The following is a 16,611-nucleotide window of genomic DNA, read 5'->3' as shown; positions in this document are numbered from 1 at the left end:
CCCCCAGCCCGCCCAGCGCGGTCAACTGGCTGGGCACCGACGACCAAGGCCGGGATGTGCTGGCGCGGGTGCTGTACGGCACCCGGGTATCGCTGTTGTTCGCCTTCGCCCTGACCATGATCAGCGTGCTGATCGGCGTCACCGCCGGGGCCTTGCAGGGTTACCACGGCGGCTGGGTCGACTTGCTCGGCCAGCGCCTGCTGGAGGTCTGGTCGGGCTTGCCAGTGCTGTACCTGCTGATCATCCTGTCCGGCTTTGTCGAGCCTGACTTCTGGTGGCTGCTGGGGATCATGGCGTTGTTCTCGTGGCTGGCGCTGGTGGATGTGGTGCGCGCCGAGTTCCTGCGCGGGCGTAACCTCGAGTACGTGAAGGCGGCCCGCGCGCTGGGGCTACCGGATACCCAGGTGATGCTGCGGCATATCCTGCCCAACGCCTTGAATGCCACGCTCACCTATGTGCCGTTCATGCTCACCGGGGCGATCACCACCTTGACCGCGTTGGATTTTCTCGGCTTCGGCATGCCAGCCGGCAGCGCCTCACTGGGCGAGTTGGTAACCCAAGGCAAGCAGCACCTGGAGGCGCCTTGGCTGGGCTTTACCGCGTTCTTCGCCCTGGCGCTGATCCTGTCGTTGCTGGTGTTCATCGGTGATGCGCTGCGCGAGGCGTTCGATCCAAGGCGGTAGGCTCGGCTCGATCCCTTTCGCGGCACAAGGCCGCTCCTACAGAAACGGACAGTTTCCATGCACGACAACCTCAAGGACTACCCCCAGGTCCGCCAACTGGCGATCCGCTCGCTGTTCGAGATCATCGAGCAGTCCAGCGAAGGCACGGTGATCGTCGACCGCCAGGCGCGCATCGTCTGGATGAACGAACGCTATGCCCGGCGCTTCGGCCTGACCGACGCCGCCAGCGCTATCGGCCAACCCTGCGAGGCGGTGATCCCAGGCAGCCTGATGCGCGAGGTGGTCAGCAACGGCAAGCCGATCCTGCTGGACATGCTCGACACCCCCAACGAACCGCTGGTGGTGATGCGCCTGCCGATCCACGACGATCAGGGCGCGCTGATCGGCGCCATCGGCTTTGCCCTGTTCGATGAGCTGCGCAGCCTGTCGCCGCTGCTCAAGCGCTATTCGAGCATGCAGCAGGAGCTGGCCAGCACCCGCTCGCAACTGCGCGCGCGCCAGGCCCGCTACAGCTTCGCCCAGTTCGTCGGCAGCAGTGCCGCCTGCCTGGAAGCCAAGCGTCGTGGGCGCCGGGGCGCGGCCAGCGATTCGCCGGTGTTGCTGCTCGGCGAGACCGGCACTGGCAAGGAGTTGCTGGCCCACGCCATCCACGCGGCCTCGCCACGGGCGCACAAGGCTTTCGTCAGCATCAACAGCGCGGCCATCCCGGAAACCCTGCTTGAGGCCGAGTTCTTCGGCACCGCGCCCGGTGCCTTCACCGGTGCCGAACGCAAGGGCCGCAGCGGCAAGCTGCAACTGGCCGAGGGCGGCACGCTGTTCCTCGACGAAATCGGCGACATGCCACTGGCACTGCAAAGCAAGCTGCTGCGGGTGCTGCAAGAGAAGGAATACGAACCGGTGGGCTCGAACCAGATGCTGCGCAGCGATGTGCGCATCATCGCCGCGACCTCCATCGACCTGCAGGCCGCCATCGCCCGCGGGGCGTTCCGTGCCGACCTGTACTACCGGCTCAACGTGCTACCGATCGACGTGCCGCCGCTGCGCGAGCGGTTGGAGGACCTGCCGGCGCTGTGCGAGGCGATCCTGGCCGAGCTGGGCAGCCAGTACGAGCTGGAGCCTGATGCCCAGGCGTTGCTGGGGCGCCATGCGTGGCCGGGTAACATTCGCGAGCTGCGCAATGTGCTGGAGCGCTCGACGCTGCTGGCGGACCAGCCGCGGTTGACGCTGGCGGACCTGGTGAGCGCTCTCGGCCCGCTGAGCCCGGTGGCGTCGGCTGCGGTGAGCCTCGACTATCGTAAGGCTTGCGCGCAGTTTGAACGTGGGTTGATCGTCGATGCCCTGGCACGCAGTGCCGGGAATGTGCCCCAGGCTGCGCAGGCACTGGGGTTGGGGCGGTCGACCTTGTACAAGAAGATGGTGGCGCTTGGGATCGAGTCTCATTAAAGAGACTTGCATCTCTTATTCGAGAGCATTGCGAGGGCTGCGCCCTCGATCGCCGGCAAGCCGGCTCCTACAGGAAGGGTGTGCCATGCACCTGTAGGAGCCGGCTTGCCGGCGATGGGCCGCAACGCGGCCCCGCGTTCTACAATTAGAGACACAACCACCTCTAAAAACAAAAATAACTATATATTTCAATAACTTATTAAATTGGCACGATTCCCGCTAACTGTATTTCCAACCATAAAAACAACAGTTGGAGATTCCCCCGATGACCGTGCTCATCGCCCTCGCCGCCCTGGCCCTGCTGATGCTGGCCGCCTACCGCGGCTACAGCGTGATCCTGTTCGCCCCCATCGCCGCCCTCGGCGCCGTGCTGCTCACCGACCCCGCCGCCGTGGCCCCGGCCTTTACCGGGGTGTTCATGGAAAAGATGGTCGGTTTCATCAAGCTGTACTTCCCGGTGTTCCTGCTGGGCGCGGTGTTCGGCAAGCTGATCGAGCTGTCGGGCTTCTCGCGCTCGATCGTCGCCGCCGCCATCCGCCTGCTGGGCACCCGCCAGGCGATGCTGGTGATCGTGCTGGTGTGCGCCCTGCTCACCTATGGTGGGGTGTCGCTGTTCGTTGTGGTGTTCGCGGTGTACCCGTTCGCCGCCGAGATGTTCCGCCAGAGCGACATCCCCAAGCGGCTGATCCCGGCGACCATCGCCCTGGGCGCGTTCTCGTTCACCATGGACGCCCTGCCCGGCACCCCGCAGATCCAGAACATCATCCCCAGCACCTTCTTTAACACCACCGCCTGGGCCGCGCCGTGGCTGGGGCTGATCGGCACGCTGTTCGTGTTCAGCGCCGGCATGCTGTACCTGCAACGCCAGCGCAACAAGGCCCAGCGCAAGGGCGAAGGCTATGGCAGCAACCTGCGCAACGAGCCGGAAACCGCCGATGACATCGCCCTGCCCAACCCATGGCTGGCGTTGTCGCCGTTGCTGCTGGTGGGGGTGATGAACCTGCTGTTCACCCACTGGATCCCGCAGTGGTACGGCGCCAGCCATACCCTGCAGCTGCCGGGCATGGCCGCGCCGGTACAAAGCGACGTGGCCAAGCTCACGGCGATCTGGGCAGTACAAGCGGCCTTGCTGGTGGGCATCCTGATGGTGCTGGTGTGCGCCTTCGGCGCCATCCGCCAGCGCCTGGCCGAAGGCACCAAGAGTGCCGTCGGCGGCGCCTTGCTGGCGGCCATGAACACCGCCTCGGAATACGGCTTCGGGGCGGTGATCGCCTCGCTGCCAGGCTTTCTGGTGCTGGCCGACGCCCTGCGCGGCATCCCCAACCCACTGGTCAACGAGGCCATCACCGTCACCCTGCTGGCCGGTATCACCGGCTCCGCCTCCGGTGGCATGAGCATCGCCCTGGCGGCCATGAGCGACAGCTTCATCGCCGCCGCCAATGCCGCGCACATCCCGCTGGAGGTGCTGCACCGGGTGGCGGCCATGGCCAGCGGCGGCATGGACACCCTGCCGCACAATGGCGCGGTGATCACCTTGCTGGCGGTGACCGGGCTGACCCACCGCGAGGCATACAAGGATATTTTCGGCATTACCCTGATCAAGACCCTGGCCGTGTTCGTGGTGATCGCCACGTTCTACGCCACCGGCATCGTATGAAGGAGAACGGCATGACGCTCAAAGGCAAGACCGCACTGGTCACCGGTTCCACCAGCGGCATCGGGCTGGGCATCGCCCAGGTACTGGCCGAAGCCGGCGCGAACATCCTGCTCAACGGCTTTGGCGACCCGTCCCCGGCCCTCGCCGAGATCAAGCAGCACGGGGTGAAGGTGGCGCACCACCCCGCCGACCTGTCTGACGTGGCGCAGATCGAGCAGATGTTCGCCTTTGCCGAGCGTGAGTTCGGCGCGGTCGACATCCTGGTCAACAATGCGGGCATCCAGCATGTGGCGCCGGTGGAGCAGTTCCCGGTGGAGGCCTGGGACAAGATCATCGCGCTGAACCTGTCGGCGGTATTCCATGGCAGCCGCCTGGCCCTGCCGGGCATGAAAGCCCGTGGCTGGGGGCGGATCGTCAACATCGCCTCGGTGCACGGGCTGGTGGGCTCCACCGGCAAGGCCGCCTACGTCGCGGCCAAGCATGGGGTGGTTGGCCTGACCAAGGTGATCGGGCTGGAAACCGCCACCAGCAACGTCACCTGCAATGCGGTCTGCCCCGGCTGGGTGCTGACCCCGCTGGTGCAGAAGCAGATCGATGACCGTGCCGCCAACGGCGGCGATCCGCTGCAGGCGCAGCATGATCTGTTGGCCGAAAAGCAGCCTTCACTGGCGTTTGTCACGCCCCGCCACCTCGGTGAGCTGGTATTGTTCTTGTGCAGCGAGGCCGGCAGCCAGGTCCGCGGCGCCGCCTGGAACGTCGATGGCGGTTGGCTCGCCCAGTAAGGGCCGGCCTGGGCCTGGCGCTACCTCGCATTCGTTTATCTGCAAGGAGGCCTTATGCGCCAAGCCCAACTCACCGCGATCCTGTCCCTCACCCTGGCCGCCGCCGCACCGGCGATGGCCGCCAGCCTGAAGGATGTCGCGCCCTACCCCGAGGCGGAAAAAGGCTTCACCCGGCAGGTGATCCACCTGCCGGCCCAGGCCGACGAGTCGGCCTACCAGCTGGAGATTCTCGCTGGCAAGACGCTGAAGGTGGACTGCAACCGCCAGCACCTGGGCGGCAAGCTCGAAGCGCATACCCTGCAAGGCTGGGGCTACAGCTACTACCGGCTGGAAAAGGTCAGCGGCCCGGCCAGCACCCTGATGGCCTGCCCGGACAACAAGCAAACCGACGCCTTTGTACCGGTGGTGGGCGATGGTTTCATGCTGCGCTACAACAGCAAGCTGCCGGTGGTGCTGTATGTGCCCAAAGGCGTCGAGGTGCGCTACCGGGTGTGGTCGGCTTCGGCAGACGTGCAAACGGCTAAAGTGGAGTAAACCGCCGTCGGCCAGTCAGTGCCTTGCTTCGCTGACTGTGCCGCCCTCATCGCTGGCAAGCCAGCTCCCACAGGGTTTGCGCAGTATCTGTGGGAGCCGGCTTGCCGGCGATGGGATCACCGCTGACAAGAGGGTCCCTGGCATGAACGACATACTCTGGCGTCCCTCCACCACGCAGATCGAAGCCAGCCGGATGGACGCCTTCCGCCGCCGGGTCAACCTGCGCTACAACCTCCAGCTCGATGACTACCCGGCGCTGCACCGCTGGAGCATCGAACACCCTGCGCAGTTCTGGCAGGCCCTGGCCGAGTACTTCCACGTCCGTTGGCACGCAGAGCCCAGCAACATCCTCGAACAAGGCCCGCACCTGTCGCAGGCCCGCTGGTTCGTCGGCGCCACGCTGAATTTTGCCGAACACCTGCTGCAACGCCGCGACGACCGCCCGGCGGTGGTCGCCGTGCGCGAGGACGGCTTGCGTCGCGTACTCACCCACAACCAGCTGGCGGCCCAGGTAGCCGGGCTGCAACATGCGCTGCGCCAGATGGGCATCCAGCCCGGTGACCGTGTCGCCGCGGTGATGCCCAACACCTGGGAAACCCTGGTGGCGATGCTCGCCGCCGCCAGCCTGGGTGCGGTCTGGTCCAGCTGCTCGCCGGAGTTCGGCACGCACGGCATCATCGACCGCTTCGGACAGATCGGGCCAAAACTGCTGATTGCCTGCGCCGGTTATCAATACGCCGGCAAGGCCATCGACCAGGTAGAGAAGATCAACCAGGTCGTCGCCCAATTGCCGCAGCTCGAATACCTGCTGGTGGTGCCCTATACCCGGCCAGATACCCGCGCCGATGAGTTCGGCGCCCGGCAAGTGGCATTGTGGGACGACGTGTTCCAACCCGGCGGCAGCCCGAGCTTCACCGCGCTGCCGTTCGACCACCCGCTCTACATCCTCTATTCCAGCGGTACCACCGGCGTGCCCAAGTGCATCGTCCACCGCGCTGGCGGCGTGCTGCTGCAGCATATGAAAGAGCACGGCCTGCACAACGACCTGAAGGCCGACGACGTGCTGTTCTACTACACCACCTGCGGCTGGATGATGTGGAACTGGCTGGTCTCGGGGTTGGCGGTCGGCGCCACGCTGGTGCTGTATGACGGCTCGCCGTTCCACCCCGGGCCGCAGCGCTTGCTCGACCTGATCGACGCCGAAGGCATCCACGCCTTCGGCACCAGCCCCAAGTACCTGGCCGCCCTCGAACAGGCGGGCGTCGAGCCGGCGGTTTCCCATCGCCTGGATTCACTGCGCCTGCTGCTGTCCACGGGGTCGCCACTGTCGCCCCACAGCTACGACTACGTGTACGCCAAGGTCAAGGCGGATGTGTGCCTGGCGTCGATGTCCGGCGGCACCGATATCGTCTCGTGTTTCGTGCTCGGTAACCCCTTGCTGCCGGTGCACCGTGGGCAGATCGCCGGCCCAGGCCTGGGCATGGCGGTAGCGGTGTGGAACGAGCATGGCCAGCCGCTGATCGGTGAAAAAGGCGAGCTGGTCTGCACCCAGACGTTCCCCTGCATGCCGCTCGGCTTCTGGGGCGACAGCGACGGCAGCCGTTACCACGAGGCCTATTTCAGCCAGTTCCCCGGAGTGTGGTGCCAGGGCGACTATGCCGAGCAGTTTCCAGGCGGCGGCCTGGTGATCCACGGCCGCTCGGACGCCGTGCTCAACCCCGGTGGCGTGCGTATTGGCACGGCGGAGATCTACCGCCAGGTGGAAAAGGTCGGTGAAGTGCTGGAAAGCGTGGCCATCGGCCAGGCCTGGCAAGGCGATGTGCGGGTGGTACTGTTCGTGCGCCTGCAAAGTGGCCTGGTGCTGGATGACGAGCTGCAACAGCGCATCCGCCATGTCATCCGCCAGTACACCAGCCCTCGCCATGTACCGGCGGTGATCGTCCAGGTGGACGACATCCCGCGTACCCAGAGCGGCAAGCTGGTGGAACTGGCGATCCGCAACGTGGTGCATGGCCTGCCGGTGAAGAACACCGACGCGCTGGCCAACCCCGAGGCGCTGGAGCAGTTCCGCGACCGGCCGGAGTTACAGCCTGGCTGAGGCTGGCAACGGCTGGGCCGCCCAACGCCCCCTTGCACCTTGCCCTGCGAACCCTGAAGCTTTAGCGCCCTGCGCTTCGGACACGCCCGATGGAACTGCACATCCGCTTCGAAGGCCGCAAAGGCCTTGCCGACCAGCTCTACCAGCAATTGCGCGCCGGCATCGACAGCGGCCACCTGGCCGCCGGCACTCAGCTACCACCGACCCGCCTGCTCGCCGAGCAGCTGGGGGTGTCGCGCAAGACCGTGGCCGAAGCCTACTCGCGCCTGACCTACGACAACCTGCTCAGCGGCGTGGTTGGCCGTGGCACCTTCATTACCCCACGCCAGCCGATCCGCGGCAACGACGCCGCGGCCATCCCGCTGGCCGCCGCCGACACCCTGGAACGCTGGCGTCAGCGCGCCACGGTGCTGGCCCGTCGCGCACTGGACGCGCCATCGCGCTATGACTTCATCGGCGGCGCCTCGAGCAAGGCGCAGTTCCCTTACGACCAGTGGCGCAGTTGCATGAACCACGCCCTGCGCCGCAGCCAGCGCCACACCGAGCGGCAGTTCGCCGCCCAGGGCTTGCCTGAACTGCGTGAAGCCATTGCCCACCACGTCGCCTTCACCCGCGGCGTGCAGTGCAGCCCGGCCGACGTGCTGGTGTGCAACGGCGCCCAGCAAGCGCTGGACCTGATCGCCCGGGTGTTGGTCGAACCCGGCTGCAAGGTGGCCATGGAAGACCCCGGCTACCCACCCGCGCGCCAGCTGTTCCTGGCCCTTGGGGCCAATGTGCAATCGGTACCCGTAGACGACCAGGGCCTGTGCGTCGAACAGATCGAGGACGGCACCCGGCTGATCTATGTCACCCCGTCGCACCAGTTTCCCCTGGGTATGCCCATGAGCGAGCAACGGCGCCAGGCCCTGCTGGCCCGGGCTGCAGCGCTTGGGGCGTTGATCATCGAAGACGACTACGATTGCGAATTCCGCTACCAGGGCCCGGCCGCCGAAGCGCTGCAACGCCTCGACCGGCAGGGGCTGGTGGCCTATGTCGGGACGTTTTCCAAGACCCTGCTGCCAGAACTGCGCCTGGGCTACGCAGTGCTGCCGCCAGCAGTGCTGCAAGCCGCCTGCGTGGCCAAGCACCTGAGCGACTGGCACAGCCCGAGCCTGCAGCAGTGGGCGCTGGCGCGGTTCATCAGCGAAGGTCACCTGAACAAACACATCCGCCGCTGCCACGACATTTACAGCGCCCGTCGCGAGCGGATCCTCGCGCGCCTTGCCGGCGACCTCTCGCCCTGGTTCGACGCCGTGCCGGCCAGCGCCGGTTTTCACCTCAGCGCCCTGGCCAAGCCTGGGGTCGACGTCGAGCTGCTGATCAACCTGGCGCGCAAGGTCGAGGTGGGGCTCTACTCGCTGGCACCGTTCTTCAGCGACGCCCCGGTGCGCCCGGGGCTCTTGCTGGGCTTTGGCGCCATCGAACTGCTGGATATCGACCCGGCGCTGGACCGCGTGCGCGATACCCTGCAAAGCCTCAGCTGAGCGTGGCGACACTCGCCCCGCGAGCCCGGGCGATGGCCTGGGCATAACCTGCTGGCGCGAAGCGCGCGGTCACCAGCAACATAGCCAGCACGGTGCAGGTCAGCAGCGTCCAGGAAGCCTGGAAGTCGCCGCTGACGTCGCGCAACCAGCCGGTGATATACGGCACGATCCCGGTGATGATGAAACCCACCCCCTGCACGAATGCCGCCAGGCTGCCGGCCTCGCCCGGGGTGCGCAGGTGTTCCAGGGTCAAGGTCAGGCTCAGGCTGAAGCACGCCCCCAGGCCCAGGCCGATCATCGCCACCCACAGGCCCATGGCCGTGGCCGGGGCCAGCAACAGGCCGAGGAAGCCACCCAGCTGGATCGCCAGTGCCAGCCACAGGCCCGGCCGCCGATCGACCAGGCCACGCAGCAGCAGCGGCAGCCCCAGGGCGCCGGTGACCTGGAAGATCGTCATCAACCCCACCAGTTCGCCACCGCCCTGGGCCGTGCCGCCATGCTCCAGGTGATAGGCCGGCAACCAGGCCACCATGCTGGTGTAGCCGCCGTTGATCAAGCCGAAGTACAGCGCCAGCAGCCAGGCGCGGCGATTACCGAACCAGTGCCCGCCACCACCGCCAGCCAGGGCTACCGTGGCCTGGCGCGGCCGCAGGGCAACCCAGGCCAGCAACGCCAGCAGCGCCGGAGCGGCCCATACGCCCAACCCCACCTGCCAATGGCCGCTGTAGGCAGTGATCGAAGGCCCCAGCACCGCCGCCAGGCCGCCACCGGTCATCAGCGCCGCCGAGTACAGGCCCATGGTCGCCGCCAGGCGCGTGGGGAACCAGCGGTTGACCAACCCCGGCATCATGCCCTGCACCACCGCCACGCCCAGGCCAGCGAGCACGGCACTGGCGATCAGCGCCCAGGCGCTGTCCAGTTGCAGGCGCCACAGGCAGGCCATGGCGATAGCAGCGAGGCCTGCGAGCATGCCGCCGTGCTCGCTCAGCCAGCGCCGCAGCCACGGCTGCAACAACGGCACCAGCCCCATGCACAGCACCGGCAAGGCGGTCAGCAGTGCCGCCTGCTGGTAGCCCAGCCCAGTGCTTTGGCGCATGGGTTCGAGCAGCGGGCCGATGCTGGTGAGCATCGGCCGCAGGTTCAGCGCCAGCAGCAGCACCAGCAACAGGTTCAGCGCGCCCCTCATGCCTGGCCGGCCTGTTGCCACTCGGCGTATAGCTCGCTTTCACCCGCCGGTTTCAGCGGCCGCAATGGCAGGTCCTGCTGTTGCGGCGGGCGGGTCATCTGCGCGTACACGGCGGCGGTGGACAGGCCATAGGGCTCGCCCTCGTCGTTGCCGTAGGCAAACCAGGCGCGCGCGATACCGCACAGGTGCATGGCGGCCAGGCACATCGGGCACGGGTGGCCGCTGGCGTAGATCTCGGCGCCGTCCAGGCGCGCCCGGCCCAATACCTGGGCAGCCTGGCGGATGGCCTGCATCTCGGCGTGACTGGTCGGGTCCTGGGTGCTGTGGATCTCGTTGACAGCGCGGGCGATGACCTGGCCCTGGTACACCAGCACGGCACCGAACGGGCGCCCTCCGGCCTGGATATTGGTACGGGCCAGGTCGAGGGCCTCGCGCATGAACTGTTCTGTGGACATCAGTCGTATCTCGGGTAATGACCGGGCCATTATCCCGGCTGGATGGCGCAGGCAGAAATGAAGAGATTGGATGCCTGCCAGTGGCCACCTGAATGGCGCAATTGGCCTCCTGGCAAAGTGCTGGATTGGCTATTCGGCGCCAACGGTGTCGGCGCTAAGGTAGCTCCACTTCAACGCACTCACCGGAGCACCACCATGCATGACCGTATTGAATGGGCCAAACACTCGCCAGAAGCCTACAAGGCCATGGTCGGCCTCGAGCAGGCGCTGATCAGTTCGGGCCTGGAGCACTCGCTGCTGGAGCTGGTGCGCCTGCGCGCCTCGCAACTCAACGGCTGCGCCTATTGCGTCAACATGCACGCCAACGATGCACGCAAGGCCGGCGAAACTGAGGCGCGCCTGCAAACCTTGAGCGTCTGGCGCGAAACCCGCTACTTCACCCCACGCGAACGTGCCGCCCTGGCTTGGGTGGAAAGCCTGACCCGCCTGCCCGAGCGCGGCGCCCCGGAAGATGAATACCAGGCCCTGGGCGAGCACTTCGAGCCCAAGGAGATCGCCAACCTGACCCTGGCCATCGCCACCATCAATGCCTGGAACCGTTTCGGTGTGGGCTTTGCGATGGTCCCCGCCTGATCTGCCTGGGGCGGGCTGCGCTACAATGGCCCGTCCCTTCCCCCATGACAGCGCCATGATCCAGTCCGACCTCGACCTGTTCGGTCCCCAGCCGCAACGCCTGGCCAGCCATACCGTGCTGTTGCCAGGCTTTGCCCTGGGCGAGGTCGAGGCCCTGCTCGATGCCCTGCGTCCGGTGCTGCGCGCGGCGCCACTGCGGCACATGCATACCCCTGGCGGGTTGCGCATGGCGGTGGGGCTGAGCAATTGCGGGGCATTGGGCTGGATCAGCGATGAACAGGGCTATCGCTACAGCCCGGTCGACCCCCTGAGCGGCCAGCCTTGGCCTGACCTGCCGCCGGTGTTGCAGGCCCTGGCCGCACGGGCGGCGGCGTTGGCCGGTTTCGACGGTTTCCTCGCCGACGCCTGCCTGATCAACCACTACCTGCCCGGTACCCGGCTGAGCCTGCACCAGGACCGTGACGAGCGTGATTACGACCAACCGATCGTGTCGATCTCACTGGGCTTGCCCGCCGTGTTCCTGTTTGGCGGCTTGCAACGCTCAGCGCAGAGCCGGCGAATTCCCCTGACCCATGGCGATGTGCTGGTGTGGGGCGGTGAGGACCGCCTGCGTTTCCATGGTGTGCTGCCGATCAAGCCCGGCGTGCACCCGCGGCTGGGCGAACGGCGGATCAACCTCACCCTGCGCAAGGCTGGTTGAGCTGCAACCGCGCGGTCCTTGGCCCGACGCTGAATCCGTAGGAGCCAGCCTTGCTGGCGAACCAGGCGCCGCGGTGGAGGGCATGGGCAAGCCGGTGTTCGCCGGCAAGCCGGCTCCTACAGAATCTTGCGCAAGACAGTTGCTCCTACGCACTCAAACCGCACCCTGCACGCCACCGCGCAGGTCCAACGCCGTACAACCGAACCTGCGCCGCACGCACTTGCCCAGGTAACTGGCATCGCACAGCCCGACCTCCTCGGCGATCTGCGCCAGCCCATGCGCGCCATTGACCAGCCGCCAGCGCGCCTGCTGCAAACGCAGCTCCAGCCACCAGGCCTTGGCGCTCATGCCCATACTGGCCTGGAACTGACGGTCGAGCTGGCGGCGGCTGATACCCAACTGCGCGGCCAGGTCGTCGATCGTCAGCCGCGCCGCCAGGTGATGGCGCATCAGCGCCGTGGCCCGTTGCACCTGGCGCCCCTGCCCCGGCCCGGTCTCCAGCGAGCGCAGGGCGTGGCGGCTGTCGCGGCTTTCATCCACCAGCATGTCGGCCAAGCCCTTGAGCGCCCGGGCCCGGCCACTGGCCCGGGCAATCAGCTCCACCGCCAGGTCGATGGCGGCGGTGCCGCCGGCGCAGGTAATGCGCGCGCCATCGATGCAGTACAACTGCTCGCTCAGTACCTGCACCTTGGGGTGCGCCGCACGAAACTCGGCTTCGTGGCGCCAGTGCACCACCACCTTGTGGCCGTCGAGCAAGCCACAGGCCGCCAGCAGGAACACACCGTTGTCGATGCCCGCCAGTTTCACCCCAGCCTTCGCGGCCTGCTTCAGCAGCGCCGCATACCGTGGGGCCAGCGCCGCCGTGGCCGTCGCACTGCGTCCGCCGAATACCACCAGCACATCGTGGTCGCGCCAGACGACCTCTTCGGCACAGGTTTCAACCTGTACGACCGCCCCGCTGCTCGACATCACGGGGGCCTCGTCCAGCCCGAGCACCCGCCAACGGCAATAGCGCTGGCGGCTAAAGTCTTCGTCGTCGGCGGAAAACCGCAGTTTGTCGAGGAAGGCGCCAAACGGCAGTAAGGCGAACTCCGGCAACGGCAGAATCAGCAAGCGCAGGTCGGGGGTCATGCGAATGTCCAGAAATTACCTTTCAATGTCCGAATCATACGCTCGAACGCTTGCTTTTCGCCTCTACACTGGCGCCCAGCACACCTCACAAGGCATTCCCCATGGCACTCGACACCTGGTTCATCTACCTGCTCGCCAGCATCGGCCTGTCGCTGACCCCAGGCCCCAACAGCCTGCTGGCCCTGACCCACGGCGCGCTGTACGGCGCCCGGCGTACGCTATTCACCATCGTTGGCGGGGTGTTCGGCTTCAGTGCCCTGATCGCCCTGGCCATGTTCGGCCTGAGCGCCCTGTTGCAAGCCTCGGCCTCGGTGCTGACGCTGCTCAAATGGGTCGGTGGCGCCTACCTGGTGTGGTTGGGCATTCAGCTGTGGCGAACGCCGGCACTGCACCTGGAGCTGACGGCGAACAGCGCCCGGCTGGGCAACGCGGGTTTGTTCCGCCAGGGCTTCCTGTCGGCGATGGCCAACCCCAAGGTGCTGCTGTTCTACGGTGCCTTCCTGCCCCAATTCATCGACCCGCAGCGTGGCCTGGCCCTTCAGTTCCTGGTGATGGCGGCGACTTTTGCCAGCGTCGAGTTCGTCGTCGAATACCTGTTGGCGCGCCTGGCGTTTCGGATTCGTCCGTGGCTGAGCAAGGGCGGTAAGGGCTTCAACCGCTGCTGTGGCAGCCTGTTCGCGCTGATAGGCATCGCCTTGCCGCTTGGCCGCTAAGCCATCTGCGCACCTGTTAGTTTTGCCAGTTGCCCAGGGGCCGGACCTTGCGCAAGCTCCACAGACCGGCACCGCGCAGGCGGCTGCGAGGCTCATGGAGCACTAGGATGACCGCGTTCGAACCGGCCCTGCACAGCGGCACCCCTTCGATCACCGTCCATGACAACCGTGGGCTGGCGATCCGGCAGATTGCCTACCATCGCCACCCGGATACACCGGCGCAACTCGATGCGCGCATCACTCGCCAGCGCTTCGATCCACGTGGCCTGCTCGCCATGAGCATCGACCCGCGCCTGCACGAACGTCAGCAGAGCGTGCCGGACAGCAAGCCGAACTTCCTCCTGCATGCAGCACTCAGCGGCGAAGTGCTGCGCAGCGAAAGCGTCGATGCCGGCACCACGTTTCAGCTCGGTGACACCGCTGGCCGCGCGTTGTGGCGCTGCGGCGCCACAGGCGTCAGCCATCGCTGGCACTACGAACAGGCACCACTGACCGGGCGGCTGCTGGCTATGGAGGAGCAAGCCCTTGCCGGTGCAGGCACAATGCTCCAGCGGCTGGTCTGGAGCGACCACGACCAGATCGCCAAGGACCACAACCTCGCAGGCCAAGTGGCCCGTCATTACGACACGGCCGGGCGCAACGAGACCGCCAGCGTGGGCTTGAGCGGCGGGCTTTTGGTGCAGACGCGCAGGTTGCTGGCCCAGGGTGCCGAGGCCGACTGGCAAGGCGCGGACGAAACCGCCTGGGAAGCGTTGCTGGCTGCACCGGCCTACACCACCCAGGCAGAGGTCGATGCCACGGGTGAAACCGTGTTCCAGCTCGACGCCAAAGGCCACGGCCAGCGCCATGCCTACGACATCGCCGGCCTGCTGGCGAGCAGTTGGCTGACGCTTCGCCAAGGCACCCCGCAGCCGATTCTCAAGGCTGTGCTGTACGCCGCCTCCGGCCAGGTGTTGGGGGAAACGCACGGCAACGACGTGCTAACGACTTGCCGCTACGAGCCGCGCACCCAGCGCTTGACCGGCATCACCACCCAGCGGCCTGCCGGGCATGCCAATGGCGCCAAGGTGCTGCAAGACCTGCGCTATAGCCACGACCCGGTGGGCAACGTGCTGGGCGTACGCAATGACGCCGAGGCACCGCGGTTCTGGCGCAACCTGCGGGTGGAGCCTGAAAACCGCTACGTCTACGACAGCCTCTACCAGCTGGTCAGCGCCAGTGGCCGTGAAACCCTGGGCAACCCTTGGCCGGGCGTGAGTCACCCGCCCGTCACCCTGCCCCTGCCACCAAACGATGCGACCCTGACCCCATATACCCGCCGCTACGACTACGACCGTGGCGGCAACCTTACCGGTATCGCCCACACCGCTCCGGCCCCCGGTGCCAGCTACAACCTGCGGATGACCGTGTCCGCCAGCAGTAACCGCGCCGTGCCAGAGGCACTGGCCCAGGACCCTGCGGCCGTCGATGGGCTGTTCGATGCCGCCGGCCACCAACTACTGCTACAGCCTGGCCAGCCGCTGGGCTGGAACCTGCGCGGCGAGCTAGAGCAGGCGGTCCGGGTGGTGCGTGAGGCGCACGCCAGCGACTTTGAAACCTACCGCTACGACGGCGCCAGCCAGCGGGTGGAGAAATTCGCCTCGCAACAGGCCGGCGGTGCCACGCACGTGCAGCGGGCCTTGTACCTGCCGGGCCTGGAATTGCGCACCCGGCACATCGACGCCACGCTGAGCGAAGACCTCCAGGTCATCACCCTTGCCCAGACCGGCCGCGCGCAGGTACGCGTGCTGCACTGGGAAAGCGGCAAACCAGGGGGCGTCGCCAACGACTCGGTGCGCTACAGCCACGACGACCTGATCGGCAGCGTCGGGCTTGAAGTGGATGACAGCGGCCAGGTCATCAGCCTGGAAGAGTACTACCCCTACGGCGGCACCTCGGTATGGACGGCACGCAGCCAGGTGGAGGCGAACTACAAGACTTTGCGCTACTCAGGCAAGGAGCGCGATGCGACCGGGCTGTACTACTACGGTTATCGCTACTACCAACCCTGGGCCGGGCGTTGGTTGAGCGCGGACCCGGCGGGTACGGTGGATGGGTTGAACCTGTATGGGATGGTGCTGAATAACCCGGTGACCTTGAGGGATGTAGCAGGCCTGGACTCAACGGACCATGGCGTCAGGGACGCGCTTTTTCATATTCATCGAGCCATGAAGCTGGCCTCTCGAATGTTCGAGAATACCGCTGCGGATGTGGACGACTTCATTGAGTCCAAGCGCACCTATGTCACATTCGCGGGGTTCCTGAATGTAGGCCTGCAAATAGTCGGCTCCGGCTTTGGCGCACTCGGAAAATTGGCGGGGGCACCAGCGGGCCCCGTCGGCGCCCTGCTGGGGGGTGAAGCCGCAAAGCTGGGCGCCAAGGCATTTTCGCATCCCATGAATGTCATACCTAAGACCGACCTTGTGGAAACCTTCGAACATGAGCTGCTCCCAGACAGCAAGAAAATCCTGGAAGCCATCAACAAATTCGCCGGCCCAGAAGCATTGCGTGACAAACTCATCGACAAAGGTCTGAACGAGGGGGGCACAAGAGCAGCCCAAACGATCAGCGGCGCGGCGAAGCCACTCTCAGTCGCGTTCGCAGGAGACTACCTGTCGCTCTCGATTCCGTTCATGGGGTTGTACAAAATCGCCAAGGAACTGTACAGCGCCAAGGATGTTTCCAAAGAAGAGGTGCTGGGTTCGTTGCAGTCCAGTATAGAAACGATGAAACAGGTTCTGACCGACGCCCACCAGGCGATGATAAGTGCCTTCGAGACGTTGGGCACAGATTTCGCCTATCAACCAACGTTTGAGCGCTACCTGGGTATAGCCGGCCCTGGCAAGACCCAACGCGTCATTTTCGTGGGATCCCATGCCGGCAAGGTTTCGGGCGTGATCAGGCTTGAACAGTTCAACAAATACCATGCATCGGCCATGCGGCAATTAGCGAAACTGGAAGATCTCGTCAATAAACACAATCTTCAACGGGCTTCGTCCTCTCGGGGCTCAGCAAGCCACAAAAGCAAGTAGTA

Annotated in this window: 14 protein-coding genes; 11 read left to right on the top strand and 3 right to left on the bottom strand. The window is 66.0% G+C overall.

Annotated elements, in window-relative coordinates; genetic code table 11:
- The 7 genes from IX761_RS24255 to IX761_RS24225 all read left to right on the top strand — a co-directional run.
- Positions 1–683: ABC transporter permease (locus IX761_RS24255; protein WP_194792041.1), on the top strand; the 683-nt coding region annotated here is incomplete at its 5' end.
- A 57-nt stretch (positions 684–740) separates the two neighbouring features.
- On the top strand, positions 741–2,126 hold the full coding sequence (locus tag IX761_RS24250) for a sigma-54 interaction domain-containing protein (protein WP_194792040.1): 1,386 nt from the start codon (positions 741–743) through the stop codon (positions 2,124–2,126).
- Positions 2,127–2,391: 265 nt separating this feature from the next.
- The gene (locus tag IX761_RS24245; protein WP_194792039.1) at positions 2,392–3,783 is read left to right on the top strand and encodes a GntP family permease; all 1,392 of its coding nucleotides are present in this window, start codon (positions 2,392–2,394) and stop codon (positions 3,781–3,783) included.
- 11 nt (positions 3,784–3,794) lie between these two features.
- A complete protein-coding gene (hbdH, locus tag IX761_RS24240; protein WP_194792038.1) occupies positions 3,795–4,565 on the top strand; it encodes a 3-hydroxybutyrate dehydrogenase in 771 nt (256 codons plus the stop codon).
- A 54-nt stretch (positions 4,566–4,619) separates the two neighbouring features.
- The gene (gene eco / locus IX761_RS24235; RefSeq protein ID WP_194792037.1) at positions 4,620–5,099 is read left to right on the top strand and encodes a serine protease inhibitor ecotin; all 480 of its coding nucleotides are present in this window, start codon (positions 4,620–4,622) and stop codon (positions 5,097–5,099) included.
- 142 nt (positions 5,100–5,241) lie between these two features.
- Entirely contained in the window at positions 5,242–7,197 is a 1,956-nt protein-coding gene (locus tag IX761_RS24230) for an acetoacetate--CoA ligase (protein WP_194792036.1), read from the top strand.
- Positions 7,198–7,286: 89 nt separating this feature from the next.
- The gene (locus IX761_RS24225) at positions 7,287–8,720 is read left to right on the top strand and encodes a PLP-dependent aminotransferase family protein (protein ID WP_194792035.1); all 1,434 of its coding nucleotides are present in this window, start codon (positions 7,287–7,289) and stop codon (positions 8,718–8,720) included.
- Here IX761_RS24225 and IX761_RS24220 read toward each other — a convergent pair.
- Both IX761_RS24220 and IX761_RS24215 read right to left on the bottom strand, forming a co-directional pair.
- A complete protein-coding gene (locus IX761_RS24220) occupies positions 8,713–9,906 on the bottom strand; it encodes a cyanate transporter (protein ID WP_194792034.1) in 1,194 nt (397 codons plus the stop codon). The two genes, IX761_RS24225 and IX761_RS24220, sit on opposite strands and share 8 nt — an antisense overlap.
- The gene (locus IX761_RS24215) at positions 9,903–10,361 is read right to left on the bottom strand and encodes a nucleoside deaminase (protein ID WP_194792033.1); all 459 of its coding nucleotides are present in this window, start codon (positions 10,359–10,361) and stop codon (positions 9,903–9,905) included. The genes IX761_RS24220 and IX761_RS24215 overlap by 4 nt, the downstream gene beginning before the upstream one ends.
- A gap of 195 nt (positions 10,362–10,556) precedes the next feature.
- Here IX761_RS24215 and IX761_RS24210 point away from each other — a divergent pair, with 195 nt between their 5' ends.
- Positions 10,557–10,994, top strand: a complete 438-nt coding sequence (locus IX761_RS24210; protein WP_194792032.1) for a carboxymuconolactone decarboxylase family protein — start codon at positions 10,557–10,559, stop codon at positions 10,992–10,994.
- A gap of 55 nt (positions 10,995–11,049) precedes the next feature.
- On the top strand, positions 11,050–11,694 hold the full coding sequence (gene alkB / locus IX761_RS24205) for a DNA oxidative demethylase AlkB (protein ID WP_194792031.1): 645 nt from the start codon (positions 11,050–11,052) through the stop codon (positions 11,692–11,694).
- A gap of 153 nt (positions 11,695–11,847) precedes the next feature.
- Here the strand turns inward: alkB and IX761_RS24200 are convergent, their stop codons facing one another.
- Complete coding sequence (locus IX761_RS24200; protein WP_194792030.1) at positions 11,848–12,825, bottom strand: GlxA family transcriptional regulator; 978 nt, start codon at positions 12,823–12,825, stop codon at positions 11,848–11,850.
- Between the two features lie 101 nt (positions 12,826–12,926).
- On the opposite strand from IX761_RS24200, the gene IX761_RS24195 reads away from it, so the two are divergent.
- On the top strand, positions 12,927–13,538 hold the full coding sequence (locus tag IX761_RS24195) for a LysE family translocator (RefSeq protein WP_194792029.1): 612 nt from the start codon (positions 12,927–12,929) through the stop codon (positions 13,536–13,538).
- A 107-nt stretch (positions 13,539–13,645) separates the two neighbouring features.
- A complete protein-coding gene (locus IX761_RS24190; RefSeq protein WP_194792028.1) occupies positions 13,646–16,609 on the top strand; it encodes an RHS repeat domain-containing protein in 2,964 nt (987 codons plus the stop codon).
- Positions 16,610–16,611: the final 2 nt, after the last annotated feature.

The organism is Pseudomonas sp. UFMG81, assembly GCF_015354575.1.
Taxonomy (GTDB): Bacteria; Pseudomonadota; Gammaproteobacteria; order Pseudomonadales; family Pseudomonadaceae; genus Aquipseudomonas.
Note: the sequence above shows the minus strand (reverse complement) of the source record. Positions and strands in the feature narration are given on the sequence as shown.